This window comes from Pseudomonas sp. PARCl1 (assembly GCF_947311875.1).
GTDB lineage: Bacteria > Pseudomonadota > Gammaproteobacteria > Pseudomonadales > Pseudomonadaceae > Aquipseudomonas > Aquipseudomonas juntendi.
Window position 1 is genome coordinate 16,277 of the sequence record NZ_CAMZMX010000001.1, and the last position, 15,141, is coordinate 31,417.

A 15,141-nucleotide genomic window follows, 5' to 3' on the forward strand; every position below is an offset into this window, starting at 1 on the left:
TGTGGGTACCTGTAGGCGCCGCTGCACCGGAATTGGTGGGGAAGATCAGCTTTCCAGCCACACATCCCGTGCCCAGTGCCATACCGATTCCCAGCTGTCCTCACCGACCAGCTCTTCCTCGGCATCCCACAGCACCACGGTGCCATCTTCCTCTACGCAGTAGTAGTTGGCGCCGTCCTGGCACAACGGGATCAGCTCACGCGGTACGCCCGCATCCCAGGCGTTGGCTGCCACCTCGGGCAGGTAGGTGTGCGACTGTGGATCGGTACAAGTTACAGGCTCCAGTGAGCCGTACACCACATCGCTCACAGTCAGCAAAAACTCTTTGAACACGTATGGAATGTTGATGAACAGCTGCTCTTCTATCTCTACCAGCTGGTCCTCATCGGGAAGCTCCAAAGGTACCGGCACCGGCTCGTTGGCTTCACGGAGTTGTTCGATCACTTCTTCCACGGTTCACTTCCTCTGACCTAGATGACAACTTTGCGCGTTATACCCTAGTAGGCCACTCTGACAAAAGCAAAAACCCCGGGGCAAGCCCGGGGTTCTTGGTACGGCGCGCAGCGGTTAGCTGTTTTGACGGATACCGGCTACCAGCCAAGGCTGGTTCTCACCTGGGGCACGCACCATGTGCCAGCTTTCGCTGAACAGTTCGCCCTGGTCGAAGCGCGAGTTTTTCGACACGCCGCGGAAGGTCAGGGTGGCGTCGGTGCGGTCTGGGCGGTCATCGACGCCGTCCAGTTGCACTTCGAGGTTATCGATGTAGGTGGACTGGAAGCCATCACCCAACTCGGCGCGCTCACGCTTGAGGAACTCAAGCATCTGCGGCGTGACGAACTCGGCGATCTTGTCCATCTCGTTGGCATCCCAGTGCTGCTGCAGCGACTGGAAGTGGTTGCGAGCGGCAGCCAGGAAGCTCTGTTCGTTGAACCAGGCAGGTGCGTTGATCACCGGGGCGGCGGCAGGCGCGGCCGAACCACCGAACACCGACGGCTGTGCAGGCTGGCCGTGGGCTTCACGCTGCATCGGCGCGTGGCCTGGCATGGCCATTTGCGGTTGTTGCTGGCGACGACGCGCGGCAATGAAGCGGAACACCAGGAAGGCGATGAGCGCCACGATCAGGAAGTCCATGATCTGGAAGCCCTCGAAACCGTCGCCCATGAACATGGACGCCAGCAGGCCGCCGGCGGCCAGGCCAGCGAGTGGGCCCAACCAGCGCGAAGCACCGCTGGCGGCCGGGGCGGCACGACCAGGTGCGGTCGGCGCGGCGGCTGGCGCGGTTGGTGTGGCCTGGCGGGTCTGGTGAATAGGCGCGGAGCCCGAGCTCTTGCCGCCGCCGAAACGCTTGGCGTTGGCGTCCAGGCTCAGCGTCAGGCCGACGCAAAGCGCCAGTGCGATGCTAAGAAAACGTTGCATAATTGGGATATCCCCTGTTGTGGATTGCACGCGCGTCATGGTGCACAGGTTCCCGGGCACATGACCAGCGACATAATGTTTCCAGCTTTTGCCTGAATGTTACAACGCCGGCACCACCGCCCTTGAGCGCGCCCCCAAAAAGGCAGCCACTGCAAGGAACGGTACTGGCACAGGCGTCAGATCGCCTCGAGTTTGGCATACCCCAGCATCAGCCATTTGCTGCCTTCGGCAAAATTCACCTGCACCCGTGCCTGGGCGCCGGAGCCCTCGAAGTTGAGGATCACACCTTCGCCAAACACCGCGTGCTGCACCCGCTGGCCGAGGTTGAAGGCGGTTTGCGGGATGTTGGCATTGTCGAACAGGTGGCTGTTGGTGGCTGTCTTGGGGGCGCCGAACGGGCGGCTGACGCTGTTGGAAAGGCGTACTTCCTGAACCAGCCCCGGTGGAATTTCGCGAACGAAGCGCGACACCTTGTTGTAGGTTTCGCTGCCATACAGGCGGCGTGTCTCGGCATATGTCATGACCAGTTGGCGCATCGCACGGGTGATGCCGACATAGGCCAGGCGACGTTCCTCTTCCAGGCGGCCAGGTTCCTCGAGGCTCATCTTGTGCGGGAACAGCCCTTCTTCCATGCCGACCAGGAATACGTAGGGGAACTCCAGGCCCTTGGCGCTGTGCAAGGTCATCAGCTGGATGCTGTCCTCATGTTCGTCCGCCTGGCTGTCGCCGGCTTCCAGCGAAGCATGGCCGAGGAAAGCCGAGAGCGGAGAGAGGTCGGCATCTTCTTCGGTGGATTCGAAGTTGCGCGCTGCGCTGACCAGTTCCTCAAGGTTTTCTACCCGTGCCTGGCCCTTTTCACCCTTTTCTTCCTGGTGATAGCTAATCAGCCCGGACTGCTCGATGGTGGTCTGGGTCATGGTATGCAGCGGCATGTCCGCAACCTTGGCAGCCAGCCCTTCGATCAGTTCGATGAAGGCCCCCAGAGCACTGGCGGCGCGGCCTTTCAACGCCTTGGCGGCGATCAGCTGGCACATGGCCCCCCACATGGAAAGCTGGCTGTGGCGGGCGTGCTCGCGGATGGCTTCGACGGTTTTTTCGCCAATGCCGCGTGGGGGTACGTTGATTACCCGCTCCAGTGCGGCATCGTTGCCACGCCCTTCGATCAAGCGCAGGTAGGCCATGGCGTTCTTGATTTCGGCGCGCTCGAAGAAGCGTTGGCCGCCATAGATGCGGTACGGCACGCGTTCGCGCAGCAAGGCTTCTTCCAGCACCCGTGACTGGGCGTTGGAGCGGTACAGGATGGCGATGTCGTTGCGCGCGTTACCCTGCTTGATCAGGCCTTCGATGGTTTCCACCACGTAGCGCGCTTCGTCGTGCTCGTTGTAGGCCGCGTACAGGGTCAGGGGTTCGCCTTCACCCAGGTCGGTCCACAGCTCTTTGCCCAAGCGCCCGCTGTTGTTGGCAATCAGCGCGTTGGCAGCCTTGAGGATGCCGCCGGTGGAGCGGTAGTTCTGCTCCAGGCGGATCATTTCGGCGTCGGGGAAGTCGGCGGTGTACTGGTGGATGTTCTCGATCTTGGCACCGCGCCAGCCGTAGATCGACTGGTCGTCATCGCCCACCGCCATCAGGCTGGCGCCACCGCGCGCCAACAGGCGCAGCCAGGCGTACTGCACGGCGTTGGTGTCCTGGAACTCGTCGACCAGCACGTGCTGGAAGCGCCGCTGGTAATGCTCCAGCAGGCTGGGGTGGTCACGCCACAGGTCCAGTGCGCGCAACAGCAGCTCGGAAAAGTCGATCACCCCGGCGCGTTCGCAGGCCTGCTCGTAGGCGGTATACACCTCGCGCATGGTGGCCAGGAACAGATCGCCACCGGCCTGGATATGTTGCGGGCGCAGCCCCTCGTCCTTCTGGCCGTTGATGAACCACTGGGCCTGGCGGGCCGGCCACTTCTGTTCATCCAGGCCCAGCTCGCGCATCACCCGCTTGATGAGGCGCTGTTGGTCGTCGCTGTCGAGGATCTGGAAGTTCTGCACCAGCCGCGCTTCCTGCCAGTGTGCCCGCAGCAGGCGATGGGCCAGGCCGTGGAAGGTGCCGACCCACATGCCAGCTGGGTTGATGCCCAGCAATTGCTCGATCCGCTGGCGCATTTCCGCGGCGGCCTTGTTGGTGAACGTCACCGACAGGATCGAGTGCGGCGAGGCCTGCTCTACCTGGATCAGCCAGGCGATACGGTGCACCAGCACGCGGGTTTTACCGGAACCGGCGCCGGCAAGCACCAGTTGACGCCCAAGCGCGGCCGCTACGGCCTGGCGTTGGGCATCGTTGAGGGAGTTCAGCAGGAGGGAGAGGTCGTCTGTGTGCATCCGGCCATTCTAGGGCGCGGCAGAGAAGGGGTAAATGGTACTGTATAAATACTCACCTGCCCAAGCGCCGAACGGTGCATGCGCAAGGCCGCCGCGCCGGGCGTGCAAGCCGACGTGGCGGTTGTCAGCGAAATCAAGCAGTGATCAGGATTTCGTCGATCTCGGCAAGCAGCGTGCCTTCGTGGAAAATTTCCACGCTGGCGATGGCTTCAGTGCCGGTTGGCATCTCGAAATGCACCTCCTTGTCACACAACACCTGGATGAAGCTGCCGCCTTCCGATTTCAATTCCAGGTCCAGGGCCAGGGTACCCGGTTGCCCGTCGCGCTTGACCAGCACGGGGTCGACGCCAGGGTTGGCGACGGTGACGGTACCTGCAACCCGCACCCGCGCCCCTGGGGGCATCCTGTCATGTTGGGCTTTCCAGTTCTTGCTGTTGATCATGTCTGCAGCTCCATTAGTACGAAGGGCGAAATGCGCCTTCCGACCAGAGCGTGCAACAAGCCCCAGCCCAGCCACAGCATGAAACTTTTCAGCTATGCCAGACCCTGCCATGGCGTGCCAGCAGGCTGGTAGCCTGCTCTGGCCCGTTGCTGCCAGCCGCATACGGGCGTGGGGCCTGGAAGTGTTCTTCACAGCCCTTGATCACGGGGTCGATCCAGGCCCAGGCGGCTTCTACTTCATCACGGCGCATGAACAGCGTGGAGTCGCCCTCCAGCACATCCAGTAACAGGCGCTCGTAAGCCTCCCAGCGGCGGGTCTGGCTGAAAACCTGGGCCAGGTTCAGGTCGAGGTCGACCGGCTCAAGGCGCATGCCCTTGCCTGGGCTTTTGGTCATCATGCGCAGGCTGATGCGTTCCTCTGGTTGCAACTGGATCAGCAGCTGGTTCACCTGGCCACCGTTGAACAGCTCATGGGGCACCGGTTTGAACTGAATGACGATTTGCGACGAGCGCCGTGCCATGCGCTTGCCCGTGCGCAGGTAAAACGGCACGCCAGCCCAGCGCCAGTTGTCGATGTGTGCCTCGATGGCGATGAACGTTTCGGTGTCGCTGTCATTGTCGACGTCTTTTTCGAAGTAATAGGCCGGCACTTCCTGGCCGCCGATGCGGCCCGGGCCGTATTGGCCACGGACCGTCTTGTCCTGCACGTCCTGGCCAGTGATCGGCTTGAGCGCGCGCAGTATTTTCACTTTTTCATCGCGTACCGCTTCGGCCTCGAACTGCGCGGGCGGCTCCATCGCCACCAGGCACAGCAACTGCAGTAAGTGATTTTGCAGCATGTCGCGGATCGCGCCAGCCTTGTCGTAATAGCCGCCCCGGTTCTCTACACCCAGGGTTTCGCACACGCTGATCTGCACGTGATCGACCTGGTTGTTGCGCCACACCGGCTCCAGCAGGGCGTTGGCAAAGCGCAGCGCCATCAGGTTTTGCACGGTTTCCTTGCCCAGGTAGTGGTCGATACGGAATACCTGGGTTTCTTCGAACACCGCGCCAATCGCTTCGTTGATGGCGGTGGCCGACTCCAGCGAGTGGCCGATCGGCTTCTCCAGCACGATGCGTGCTTCGCCGTCGGCCAGGCCGGCGGTGTGCAGGTGGTTGGCAATGGGGACGAACAGCTTGGGTGCGGTGGCCAGGTAGAAGATGCGCGTGAGCCCGCCGGGTTCACCCAGGTAGCGCGCCAGGCGGCCGAAGTCGGCGCTCTGTGACGCGTCCATGGGGAAGTAGTCGAGGCGTGCGGAAAAACGCTGCCACACTTCTTCGTCAAAGTCGGTAAGGGCAACCTGTGCCCGGCAGTGGCGCTCGGCGAGCTTCAGGTAGTCATTGCGTGGCAGGTTGCGGCGGGCCAGTGCGATGACGCGTACTGCAGGGTTGAGGCGGGCCTCGCGGAACAGGTGGTAGAGCGCCGGAAGCAGTTTGTGCAGGGCCAGATCGCCGGTGCCGCCGAATACCAGAATGTCGCAAGGAATAGTCAAACCACCACTCTCCACGTTCGTTTAACTGGGCGGGTTGGCGTCCATGTAGTATAACTACAAGAAAGCTACAACCCGGCCAGCCGATCATAACCGAGTCCAGCCCGTGAATCTGTTGCAACATATCGCCCAATCGCGCCACCTGCTGCGCAAATCGGAACTGAAAGTGGCCGACCACGTGCTGCTCGACCCGGCTGCCGTCATGCACAGCTCCATGGCCGACCTGGCGCACAGCGTAGGTATCAGCGAACCCACCATCGTGCGTTTCTGCAGGGCCATCGGTTGCACGGGCTTTCAGGACCTCAAGCTGAAGCTGGCGCAGAGCCTGGCCGCCGGGGCCAGCTTCGGCCAGTTCGCCATCCACGAAGACGACTCGGTCGCCGACTACAGCCTGAAAATCTTCGACACCACCCTGCACACCCTGATGGAGGTGCGCGAGCACCTCGACCCGCTGGCGCTGCAGCAGGCGGTGAGCGCCATGGCGCAGGCCCAGCGTGTGGAGTTCTACGGCTTTGGTGCCTCGGGGGCTGTAGCGGCAGATGCCCAGCACAAGTTCTTTCGCCTGCTGCTGAGCGCGGCGGCGTATTCCGACCCGCACATGCAGGCCATGTCGGCGGTGACCTTGAAGCCGGGCGATGTGGCCGTGTGTATCTCCCAGTCCGGCCGCTCCAAGGACCTGTTGATCACCGCCAACCTGGTACGCGAGAGCGGGGCCAACCTGATTACCCTGTGCCCTAGCCAGACACCGCTGGCCGAGTTGTCGACGGTCAACCTGGCGATCGACGTGCATGAAGACACCGAAATCTATACCCCGTTGACCTCGCGCATTGCCCACCTGGTGGTGATCGACGTACTGGCCATGGGTGTGGCCATGGCGCGTGGGCCGAGCCTGGTCAACCACCTGAAAAGCGTGAAACGCAGTTTGCGCAGCCTGCGTTTGTCGCCCAAGTCGATCAAGGCTACAGACGACTGAATTCAGTCTGTGCCGGCCCCTTCGCGGGCTTGCCCGCGAAAGGGGCCGGCACCGGCAAAGCAGATTTCACTGTTTTGTCACCATTTCACCGCTAAACCGTAAACCTGCCAGGCCAGTCTGAAGCTCCCGCATCCTATCTGGGAGACAGGCAATGGCTCGTGACTTCGACGGTACGTATCAACCCAGCGCCAAGGCTCGCAAGCAGCAGGAAAAGGATCAGCGCCGCATGGAATACCGGCGGGCGATCGAAAGCTATTGCGACCAGCGTCAATTGCTCCGCGAGCTGGCGGACTACCCAGACCTGCAAGCGCTCACGGTGTGGCAGGCGTCTGCGGCAGCCTCCCCGAAAAACGTTCAACAAGCCCGCTGATCAGCGCACGTTCGCCGCGGATGAACGCCAGAAACGCCAAGGCCACCGGCGACTGGCGCTTGGCCTTGGCCTGCACCACGCACCAGCTGCGGTACAGGGGCAGCTCTTCCACCGGCAGTTCGGTCAGCACGCCGGTGGCCAGTTCCAGGTTCACCGCGTGGCGGGTCAGCAACGCCACCCCGAGACCTGCGATCACGCATTCGCGTTGGGCATCGGCCGACGCCACTTCCAGGGTCTGGGTGAAATGCACACGCTTGTCCTTGAAGTACTCCTCGCACGCCTTGCGCGTCCCTGAGCCTTGCTCGCGGACCAGCAGGGTATGCGGTTCCAGATCCTGCAGGCGCAGCTGCTCCAGCTTGCACAGCGGATGCTGTGGCGGCGCCACGGCCACGATCGGGTTGTTGAGGAAAGGCAGAAACTCCAGGCCCATGTCCTGGGGCACCATGGACATGATGATCAGGTCATCGCGGTTGTCGGAAAGCCGCCGAATGGCCTGGGCACGGTTGACCACCGTCAAGGTCAGGTTGACCTCCGGGTGACGTTGCTTGAAGGCCGCGAACAAGTGCGGAACGAAGTACTTGGCACTGGACTCGACCGCCAGCTTCAACTGACCTTGCAATGAGCCCTGCATGTCCGACAGCTGCATGTCCAGGCTCTCCAGCCGGCCGAAGATATCTCGGCTGGCACGCTGCAGGGCCTCGGCTGCTTCGGTCAGGTAGAGTTTCTTGCCAACGTACTCGAACAGTGGCTGGCCTATCAGCTCTTCGAGCTGCCGGATCTGTAGACTAACGGCGGGTTGTGTGAGCGCCATTTCTTCCGCAGCGCGGCTGTACGAACGCAAATCACACACTTCGTTGAAGATCTGCAATTGTCGTAAAGTCATACGCATCAAGGACTTACGCATAGTTGTCGGCTCATCGGCAATACCTTGTTACCCAACTATAAGCTTTTGCTAATACAGCCCCTAACAAATATTGATTTTTGTTTATCAACCCATGGCGCTAGGGTGAATACGCGACTGGCCAGCAACGTCTGGTCACGCGCCGACCGGTAGAACCGGCTCGACTGTTCCTACGGCTTTGGGAAGACTCCAGTGATAAAAAAAATCCTGATCGCCAACCGAGGTGAAATCGCAGTTCGGATCGTGCGTGCATGCGCCGAGATGGGCATTCGCTCGGTTGCGATCTATTCCGACGCCGACCGCCACGCCCTGCACGTCAAGCGTGCTGACGAGGCGCACAGCATTGGTGCCGAGCCGCTGGCCGGGTACCTGAACCCGCGCAAACTGGTGAACCTGGCGGTGGAAACCGGTTGCGATGCCCTGCACCCGGGCTATGGCTTCCTGTCGGAAAATGCCGAGCTGGCAGAGATTTGCGCCGAACGCGGGATCAAGTTCATTGGCCCGGCCGCCGACGTGATTCGCCGCATGGGCGACAAGACCGAAGCACGCCGTACCATGATCGCCGCCGGTGTGCCGGTAACCCCGGGCACCGAAGGTAACGTTGCCGATATCCACGAAGCCCTGAGCGAAGGTGACCGCATCGGTTACCCGGTCATGCTCAAGGCCACTTCGGGTGGCGGTGGCCGTGGTATCCGCCGTTGCAACAGCCGTGAAGAACTGGAGCAGAACTTCCCGCGGGTCATTTCCGAAGCAACCAAGGCATTTGGCTCGGCCGAAGTCTTCCTGGAAAAGTGCATCGTCAACCCCAAGCACATCGAGGCGCAGATTCTCGGTGACAGCTTCGGCAATGTAGTGCACCTGTTCGAGCGCGACTGCTCGATCCAGCGCCGCAACCAGAAGCTCATCGAAATCGCCCCAAGCCCACAGCTCACCCCTGAGCAGCGCGCCTATATCGGCGACCTGGCGGTGCGCGCTGCCAAGGCAGTGGACTACGAAAACGCCGGCACCGTGGAGTTCCTGCTCGCCGATGGCGAGGTGTACTTCATGGAAATGAACACCCGGGTGCAGGTGGAGCACACCATCACCGAGGAAATCACCGGCATCGACATCGTCCGTGAACAGATCCGTATTGCTTCAGGCTTGCCGTTGTCGGTGAAGCAGGAAGACATCCACCACCGCGGCTACGCGTTGCAGTTCCGTATCAACGCCGAAGACCCGAAGAACAACTTCCTGCCCAGCTTCGGCAAGATCACCCGGTACTACGCCCCTGGCGGCCCGGGCGTGCGCACCGACACGGCGATTTATACCGGCTACACCATTCCACCGTTCTACGACTCCATGTGCCTGAAACTGGTGGTCTGGGCGCTGACCTGGGAAGAAGCCATGGACCGCGGCCTGCGGGCCCTGGATGACATGCGTGTACAAGGGGTGAAGACCACCGCTGCGTACTACCAGGAAATTTTGCGTAACCCGGAATTCCGTAGCGGCCAGTTCAACACCAGCTTCGTCGAAAGCCACCCTGAACTGACCAACTACTCGATCAAGCGCAAACCCGAAGAGCTGGCCCTGGCCATCGCCGCTGCCATCGCCGCCCACGCAGGCCTATGAATGCAGCAGCAAGCTGTAAGCGGCAAGCTGCAAGTAGAAGCAGATCAGCTTTTTCTAGCAGCTTGTAGCTTCAAGCTTGCCGCTACGAGGAGATAACAATGTCCAAGAAAATTCACGTAACCGACACGATCCTGCGCGACGCCCACCAGTCCTTGCTGGCCACCCGCATGCGTACCGAAGACATGCTGCCGATCTGCGAAAAGCTCGACAAGGTCGGCTACTGGTCGCTGGAAGTGTGGGGCGGTGCCACGTTCGACGCCTGCGTGCGCTTCCTCAAGGAAGACCCGTGGGAGCGCCTGCGCAAGCTGCGCGCCGCGCTGCCCAACACCCGCCTGCAAATGCTCCTGCGCGGCCAGAACCTGCTGGGCTACCGCCACTACAGCGACGACGTGGTCAGGGCCTTCGTGGCCAAGGCGGCAGTCAACGGCATCGATGTATTCCGTATTTTCGACGCCATGAACGATGTGCGTAACCTGCGCGTGGCCATCGAGGCGGTCAAGGCCGCTGGCAAGCACGCCCAGGGCACCATTGCCTACACCGTCAGCCCGGTGCACACCATCGAAGCCTTCGTGAACCAGGCCAAGCAGATGGAGGCCATGGGTTGCGACTCGATCGCGATCAAGGACATGGCCGGCTTGCTGACGCCGTTCGCCACCGGTGAACTGGTCAAGGCCCTGAAGGCCGAGCAGTCGCTGCCGGTGTTCATCCACTCCCACGACACGGCTGGCCTGGCTGCCATGTGCCAGCTCAAGGCAGTGGAAAACGGCGCCGATCACATCGACACCGCCATTTCCAGCTTCGCCTGGGGCACCAGCCACCCAGGTACCGAATCGATGGTCGCTGCGCTCAAGGGCAGTGAGTTCGACACCTGCCTGGACTTGGAGCTGTTGCAGGAAATCGGCCTGTACTTCTACGCGGTGCGCAAGAAATACCACCAGTTCGAAAGCGAATTCACCGCGGTGGATACTCGCGTGCAGGTCAACCAGGTTCCCGGCGGGATGATTTCCAACCTGGCCAACCAGCTCAAGGAGCAGGGCGCCCTCAACCGCATGAACGAGGTGCTGGCCGAGATTCCGCGGGTCCGCGAAGACCTTGGCTTCCCGCCGCTGGTCACCCCGACCTCGCAGATTGTCGGTACCCAGGCGTTCTTCAACGTGCTGGCCGGCGAGCGTTACAAGACCATCACCAACGAGGTGAAGCTTTACCTGCAGGGCGGCTACGGCAAGGCCCCGGGCGTAGTCAACGAGCAGTTGCGCCGCCAGGCCATCGGCAGCGAAGAGGTGATCGACGTGCGCCCGGCCGATCTGCTCAAGCCGGAGATGACCAAGCTGCGTGGCGATATCGGTGCCTTGGCCCGGTGCGAAGAAGACGTGCTGACCTTCGCCATGTTCCCGGATATCGGGCGCAAATTCCTCGAAGAGCGCGAAGCCGGCACCCTGACCCCGGAAGCCCTGCTGCCGATTCCGGAAGCCGGTGTGGCTGCCGCCCCAGGCGGTGAAGGCGTACCGACCGAGTTCGTCATCGATGTGCACGGTGAAACCTACCGCGTCGACATCACCGGTGTGGGTGTGAAGGCCGAAGGCAAACGCCACTTCTACCTGTCGATCGATGGCATGCCGGAAGAGGTGGTGTTCGAGCCGCTCAACGAGTTTGTCGGCGGCGGCAGCAGCAAGCGCAAGCAGGCCAGCGCCCCAGGCCACGTCAGCACCACCATGCCCGGCAACATCGTCGATGTGCTGGTCAAGGAAGGTGACATGGTCAAGGCAGGCCAGGCGGTGCTGATCACCGAAGCCATGAAGATGGAGACCGAAGTGCAGGCGGCCATCGCCGGCAAGGTCGTGGCCATCCACGTGGCCAAGGGCGATCGCGTTACACCGGGCGAGATCCTGATCGAGATCGAGGGCTGATACAGGCCCTCATCTACAAGCGGTTTACCTCTGGGGAGCGGATGCTCCCCTTTTTTTTGAGCTTGAATATGCATCTTAATGCAGGAATAGCGTGAATCTTGGTCCATATCTGCATTAAATTGCAGAATTTACACTGAAACATCAGGGAATCTGCACTATGATGCAGATTCATCAACCGAGTCGGTTGTCCGCATGCGGTAAATTGCAGGTGAACAATGTACAGACTCACGCTTCAACTCCATGATCAGGCGCAGTGGCATGATGCTGTTGCCATCGCCTTTGTCGAGCCTGAAAAGGGCCTCTCCAGCCCCTGCGAGTTCGGCTATACCTCCGAGTACGTCAAAACCCATCTGGAGGCATACGACAGCCTGTTCTGCCAGGCGGCAAGCGCGAGGCTGCCGGTGGATTTTGGTTCTCATCGTCTGCAGCATGCTCCCGCGTTCCTTTACGACATCGCACCCGCTGGTGCCGCCAACCGCTTCCTGCTCCGGCATATCGGCTGTGAGAAACCAGAAGGCATGGGGGATGACCTGTTTCTCCTGGGGCGGTCCACTCCGGCGCCAATCGGCAACCTGCGCATCAAGGAGTCGGCTGAGCTACTGGATTATGCCGACCCCATCGGGTTTGCCCATCAGGATGTGATCACCCGCGATCAACGGTTTCTCGAATACGCCTATGAGCGAGGTGCGGCCATTGTTGGCGCGACAGGCGCCGGTGGGGAGGCGCCAAAGCTGTTGATGACCGAGGCAGAAAATGGCCTGTTGTATCCCGACGCGGTGCTGGCGGATGAACGTGCCCGGCGTCACTGGTTCATCAAGTTCGCCAGGAACCAGGCACTGGCTGATGATCAGCAGATACTGCGGGCCGAGTAGCTCTACTACAAGGCGTTGCAGCAGCTTGGCATCGAAACGGTGGCCGCTGAATACATGGCGCTGGAAGAAGGCTCCAAGCCCAGCCTGTGGCTGGAACGCTTCGACCGGCAGGTTTGCGCGCAGGGTGTGCAACGCTTTGCCGTGGAGTCGATGTACTCCCTGTGTGGCGTGACCGAGCCTGGCAGCCGATTGGGGCACCTGGAGGCGATCGAGGCGCTTGCCGCGGTGTGGAAACTGGCCGGGCAGGGGAGGCAGCTGCCTGACCTGGTTGCCGATTATCTGCGGCGCGACCTGATCAACAAGATCCTGGGTAATGCCGATAACCACGGGCATAACACTGCGATCATCCGTACCCGTGACACCGTGCGCCTCGCACCGATCTACGACCTTGCACCGATGGTGATGGATCAGGAAGGGATAACGCGAACGACGAAGTGGCCAGCCTCGATAGAGCGGGCTGGCGATATCGACTGGCAGGCTGCCTGTGCTGCACTGGCCGAATTTGTCGACCCGGGCGAAGCTTTTGAGCGTCTGCGGCTGGATGCCCGGCACCTGTTGGCATTGCCGGATATCTTGTCCGCCCTGGGGCTGCCTGATGCGGTGATGAATCACCCGGCAATTGCGCTGGGCAGGCTTGAGCGCCGGATGGTTGAATGGGGGTTGGCATGACGGTTTCCATCGATGCCCGTGGGCTGCTGATCGACGGAGTACGCGAAGGTATCGCCAACGGCAGTCTTGAGCTGGGTGCTGCCGTGCGGCGGCTGCGTGTGGAGGTGGCGAAGATGCAGCAGACTCAGTTTGCACGCATGTGCAAGATTTCCGTGCGTACGCTGATCCAGATCGAGCAGGGCGGTGGTAACCCCACGCTGAACTCGTTGAACGCCGTGTTCAAGCTATTTGGCTTGCAGATGGGGGTTGTCAGGCGCGCGAGTCTGATCAGGTAAGCCACTGCACCGATCATAGGCCCGTGAGCCCGTGACCGGTGGTGCAGGTCAGTTCCTGCGGCAGGCTTCAAGCGTTCGTGCCTGCCCTTGCGGGCGCTGGTTCTCGGTACTCAACCACCGCTCGAAGCCAGCCGCCACCTGCGGCCACTCATCATCGGTAATCGAGTACCACGCCGTATCACGGTTGTGGTCCTTCACCACCAGGTGCTTGCGGAACACCCCTTCAAAGACGAACCCGAACCGCTGCGCTGCACGCTTGGAGCGGGCATTGGCGTTATTGCACTTCCATTCCAGGCGGCGGTTCCCGAGATCGAAGCTCAGCTTGGCCAGCAGGTAGACGGCCTCGGTACTCCTGGGTGTGCGCTGCATGGGCGCGCCGAAGGCGATGTGGCCGATCTCGATGCGGCCATGGTCAGGCACGATCGACATCAGGCTGAGGATGCCCTGAGCCTTGCCGCTGGCGCGGTCGATCACGGTGAAATACAGCGGGTCGTGGCCGGCGGCGTTACCTTGCAGCCAGCGGTCGAAGGCAGCGCGTTCGGTAAACGGGCCGTAGGGCAGGTAGTCCCACAGTACCGGGTCGGCGCCCGGGCCTTGCAGGGCAGCCCAAAGGTCGTCGCCGTGGCGCACCGGGTCGAGTTTTTCCAGGCGGATGAAGCGCCCGTCGATGGGCTCGGCCTTGGGGGATGTGGCGGGTTTCCAGTGCAGTGCGTCAGTCATGTGGCCTACAACCCTTTGCGGAATTGGATGAAGCCCGGGCGCTCGGCAACCTGCTCGTACAGGCTGATGGCGGTGGCGTTGGTTTCGTGGGTCAGCCAGTGCACCTTGTTGCAGTTGTCGGCCTTGGCTGCAGCATAGACATGTTCGATCAGCTGGCGACCGATGCCCAGGCCCCGCTGTGCGCTGTGCACGTAAAGGTCCTGCAGGTAGCAGGCATTTTCGATGCTCCAGTTGGAGCGGTGGTAGATGAAGTTGACCATGCCCACGGCCATGCCATCTACCCAGGCCAGGGCCGAATGGGTTGGCTCGTTGGGGTCGAGCAGGCGCTGCCAGGTACTGAGGCTGACGTCATCGGCCAGTTCGGTTTCGTAGAAGTGCAGGTAGGCCTGCCACAAGGCATGCCAGGCGGCGTGATCTTGAGCGGTGACAGGGCATAGGGTAACGCTGGGCATTGGGCTACTCCTTCACAGAAGGCGCATGTGCGCGGCAAGTTGGTTGTCCAGGTGATCGGGGCTGGCGCTCAGGCTTTCGCGCACGCCGGCAATGTCCTGCTCAGCGCGGTTCTGGCTCAGCTTGCGCGCGCCTTGCAACCGCTGGATCGACAGGCGAATGCCAACAATGGCGCGGAGCATGCCGTCGATGTAGTCGGCGGGCGCATCGCTCACCTGCCATGGCTCACTGCGGCCGTGCTCATGGCGGTCGGTGAGCCGGCTGACAATCGCCAGCAATGGCTCGGCGTCGTGGATCACGTCGGCTACCCCATAGGCGTGCACGGCCAGGTAATTCCAGGTTGGCACCACCTTGGGGTTATCAGCCTTGCTTGGGTAGTAACCGGGGCTGACATAGGCATCGGCCCCGGGAAACACCAGCAGCGCTTCGGCCCCCTGCGCCAAGTCCTGCCACTGCCGGTTGGCCCTGGCCAAGTGGGCGTATACGGTGCCGAACTCGCCTTCTGCGGGGTCGAGCAGCACCGGCAAGTGGGTTGCCAGCAGGCCCTGCTCGCCATGGCTGACCAGCACGGCCAGACGCGTGTCGAGCATGTGCCGCTGCAGCCGGGCGAGGTCGTGTTCCTGGTGAGGCTTACTGTTGTACATGGC

General features: G+C 61.7%; 14 protein-coding genes and 1 pseudogene. 6 read left to right on the forward strand and 9 right to left on the reverse strand.

Annotation, left to right across the window (positions count from 1 at the left end):
* Positions 1-45: 45 nt before the first annotated feature.
* The 5 genes from QME24_RS00090 to zwf all read right to left on the reverse strand — a co-directional run bounded on the left by QME24_RS00090 (position 46) and on the right by zwf (position 5,752).
* Complete coding sequence (locus QME24_RS00090; RefSeq protein WP_009683533.1) at positions 46-453, reverse strand: SMI1/KNR4 family protein; 408 nt, start codon at positions 451-453, stop codon at positions 46-48.
* Positions 454-567: 114 nt separating this feature from the next.
* Positions 568-1,416, reverse strand: coding sequence for a TIM44-like domain-containing protein (locus tag QME24_RS00095; protein WP_054904314.1), 849 nt, complete (start codon positions 1,414-1,416; stop codon positions 568-570).
* A 176-nt stretch (positions 1,417-1,592) separates the two neighbouring features.
* Positions 1,593-3,779 carry a DNA helicase II gene (gene uvrD, locus QME24_RS00100; protein ID WP_054904315.1) on the reverse strand — a complete coding sequence of 729 codons (2,187 nt, stop codon included), beginning with the start codon at positions 3,777-3,779 and terminating at the stop codon, positions 1,593-1,595.
* A gap of 133 nt (positions 3,780-3,912) precedes the next feature.
* Positions 3,913-4,221, reverse strand: a complete 309-nt coding sequence (locus tag QME24_RS00105; protein WP_054904316.1) for a hypothetical protein — start codon at positions 4,219-4,221, stop codon at positions 3,913-3,915.
* A gap of 88 nt (positions 4,222-4,309) precedes the next feature.
* Positions 4,310-5,752: a glucose-6-phosphate dehydrogenase gene (gene zwf, locus QME24_RS00110; protein ID WP_192441309.1), complete on the reverse strand. Its 1,443-nt coding sequence runs from the start codon at positions 5,750-5,752 to the stop codon at positions 4,310-4,312.
* Between the two features lie 103 nt (positions 5,753-5,855).
* Between zwf and hexR the strand changes: the two genes are divergently transcribed.
* Both hexR and QME24_RS00120 read left to right on the forward strand, forming a co-directional pair.
* A complete protein-coding gene (gene hexR / locus QME24_RS00115) occupies positions 5,856-6,722 on the forward strand; it encodes a transcriptional regulator HexR (protein WP_009683527.1) in 867 nt (288 codons plus the stop codon).
* Between the two features lie 151 nt (positions 6,723-6,873).
* Positions 6,874-7,092 (forward strand): hypothetical protein, encoded by a 219-nt coding sequence (locus QME24_RS00120; protein WP_080709225.1) that lies wholly within the window; start codon positions 6,874-6,876, stop codon positions 7,090-7,092.
* On the opposite strand, the gene QME24_RS00125 is transcribed toward QME24_RS00120, so the two are convergent.
* Positions 7,034-7,981: a LysR family transcriptional regulator gene (locus tag QME24_RS00125; protein WP_161891643.1), complete on the reverse strand. Its 948-nt coding sequence runs from the start codon at positions 7,979-7,981 to the stop codon at positions 7,034-7,036. The two genes, QME24_RS00120 and QME24_RS00125, sit on opposite strands and share 59 nt — an antisense overlap.
* A gap of 204 nt (positions 7,982-8,185) precedes the next feature.
* On the opposite strand from QME24_RS00125, the gene QME24_RS00130 reads away from it, so the two are divergent.
* From QME24_RS00130 to QME24_RS00145, 4 genes and pseudogenes are all read left to right on the forward strand, one after another.
* Positions 8,186-9,601 (forward strand): acetyl-CoA carboxylase biotin carboxylase subunit, encoded by a 1,416-nt coding sequence (locus QME24_RS00130; protein WP_009684483.1) that lies wholly within the window; start codon positions 8,186-8,188, stop codon positions 9,599-9,601.
* A gap of 98 nt (positions 9,602-9,699) precedes the next feature.
* A complete protein-coding gene (oadA, locus tag QME24_RS00135; protein ID WP_280091087.1) occupies positions 9,700-11,508 on the forward strand; it encodes a sodium-extruding oxaloacetate decarboxylase subunit alpha in 1,809 nt (602 codons plus the stop codon).
* Positions 11,509-11,723: 215 nt separating this feature from the next.
* Positions 11,724-13,049: pseudogene (locus tag QME24_RS00140) on the forward strand (HipA domain-containing protein).
* Entirely contained in the window at positions 13,046-13,324 is a 279-nt protein-coding gene (locus QME24_RS00145; protein ID WP_280091086.1) for a helix-turn-helix transcriptional regulator, read from the forward strand. Before QME24_RS00140 ends, QME24_RS00145 begins: the two are co-directional and overlap by 4 nt.
* 48 nt (positions 13,325-13,372) lie before the next feature.
* Here QME24_RS00145 and QME24_RS00150 read toward each other — a convergent pair whose 3' ends face one another.
* The 3 genes from QME24_RS00150 to QME24_RS00160 are packed head-to-tail and all read right to left on the reverse strand — an operon-like array spanning position 13,373 to position 15,138.
* Entirely contained in the window at positions 13,373-14,044 is a 672-nt protein-coding gene (locus tag QME24_RS00150) for a GNAT family protein (RefSeq protein ID WP_280091085.1), read from the reverse strand.
* Positions 14,045-14,049: 5 nt separating this feature from the next.
* Positions 14,050-14,496, reverse strand: a complete 447-nt coding sequence (locus QME24_RS00155) for a GNAT family N-acetyltransferase (RefSeq protein ID WP_009684489.1) — start codon at positions 14,494-14,496, stop codon at positions 14,050-14,052.
* Positions 14,497-14,508: 12 nt separating this feature from the next.
* Positions 14,509-15,138: an FMN-binding negative transcriptional regulator gene (locus tag QME24_RS00160; RefSeq protein ID WP_280091084.1), complete on the reverse strand. Its 630-nt coding sequence runs from the start codon at positions 15,136-15,138 to the stop codon at positions 14,509-14,511.
* Positions 15,139-15,141 lie beyond the last annotated feature (3 nt).

Excerpts from the sequence above, each read along its gene's own strand:
- QME24_RS00095 (WP_054904314.1), bottom strand. The coding sequence starts at position 1,416 with ATGCAACGTTTTCTTAGCATCGCACTGGCGCTTTGCGTCGGCCTGACG.
- uvrD (WP_054904315.1), bottom strand. The coding sequence starts at position 3,779 with ATGCACACAGACGACCTCTCCCTCCTGCTGAACTCCCTCAACGATGCC.
- QME24_RS00105 (WP_054904316.1), bottom strand. The coding sequence starts at position 4,221 with ATGATCAACAGCAAGAACTGGAAAGCCCAACATGACAGGATGCCCCCA.
- QME24_RS00120 (WP_080709225.1), top strand. The coding sequence starts at position 6,874 with ATGGCTCGTGACTTCGACGGTACGTATCAACCCAGCGCCAAGGCTCGC.
- QME24_RS00125 (WP_161891643.1), bottom strand. The coding sequence starts at position 7,981 with ATGCGTATGACTTTACGACAATTGCAGATCTTCAACGAAGTGTGTGAT.
- oadA (WP_280091087.1), top strand. The coding sequence starts at position 9,700 with ATGTCCAAGAAAATTCACGTAACCGACACGATCCTGCGCGACGCCCAC.
- QME24_RS00145 (WP_280091086.1), top strand. The coding sequence starts at position 13,046 with ATGACGGTTTCCATCGATGCCCGTGGGCTGCTGATCGACGGAGTACGC.
- QME24_RS00150 (WP_280091085.1), bottom strand. The coding sequence starts at position 14,044 with ATGACTGACGCACTGCACTGGAAACCCGCCACATCCCCCAAGGCCGAG.
- QME24_RS00155 (WP_009684489.1), bottom strand. The coding sequence starts at position 14,496 with ATGCCCAGCGTTACCCTATGCCCTGTCACCGCTCAAGATCACGCCGCC.
- QME24_RS00160 (WP_280091084.1), bottom strand. The coding sequence starts at position 15,138 with ATGTACAACAGTAAGCCTCACCAGGAACACGACCTCGCCCGGCTGCAG.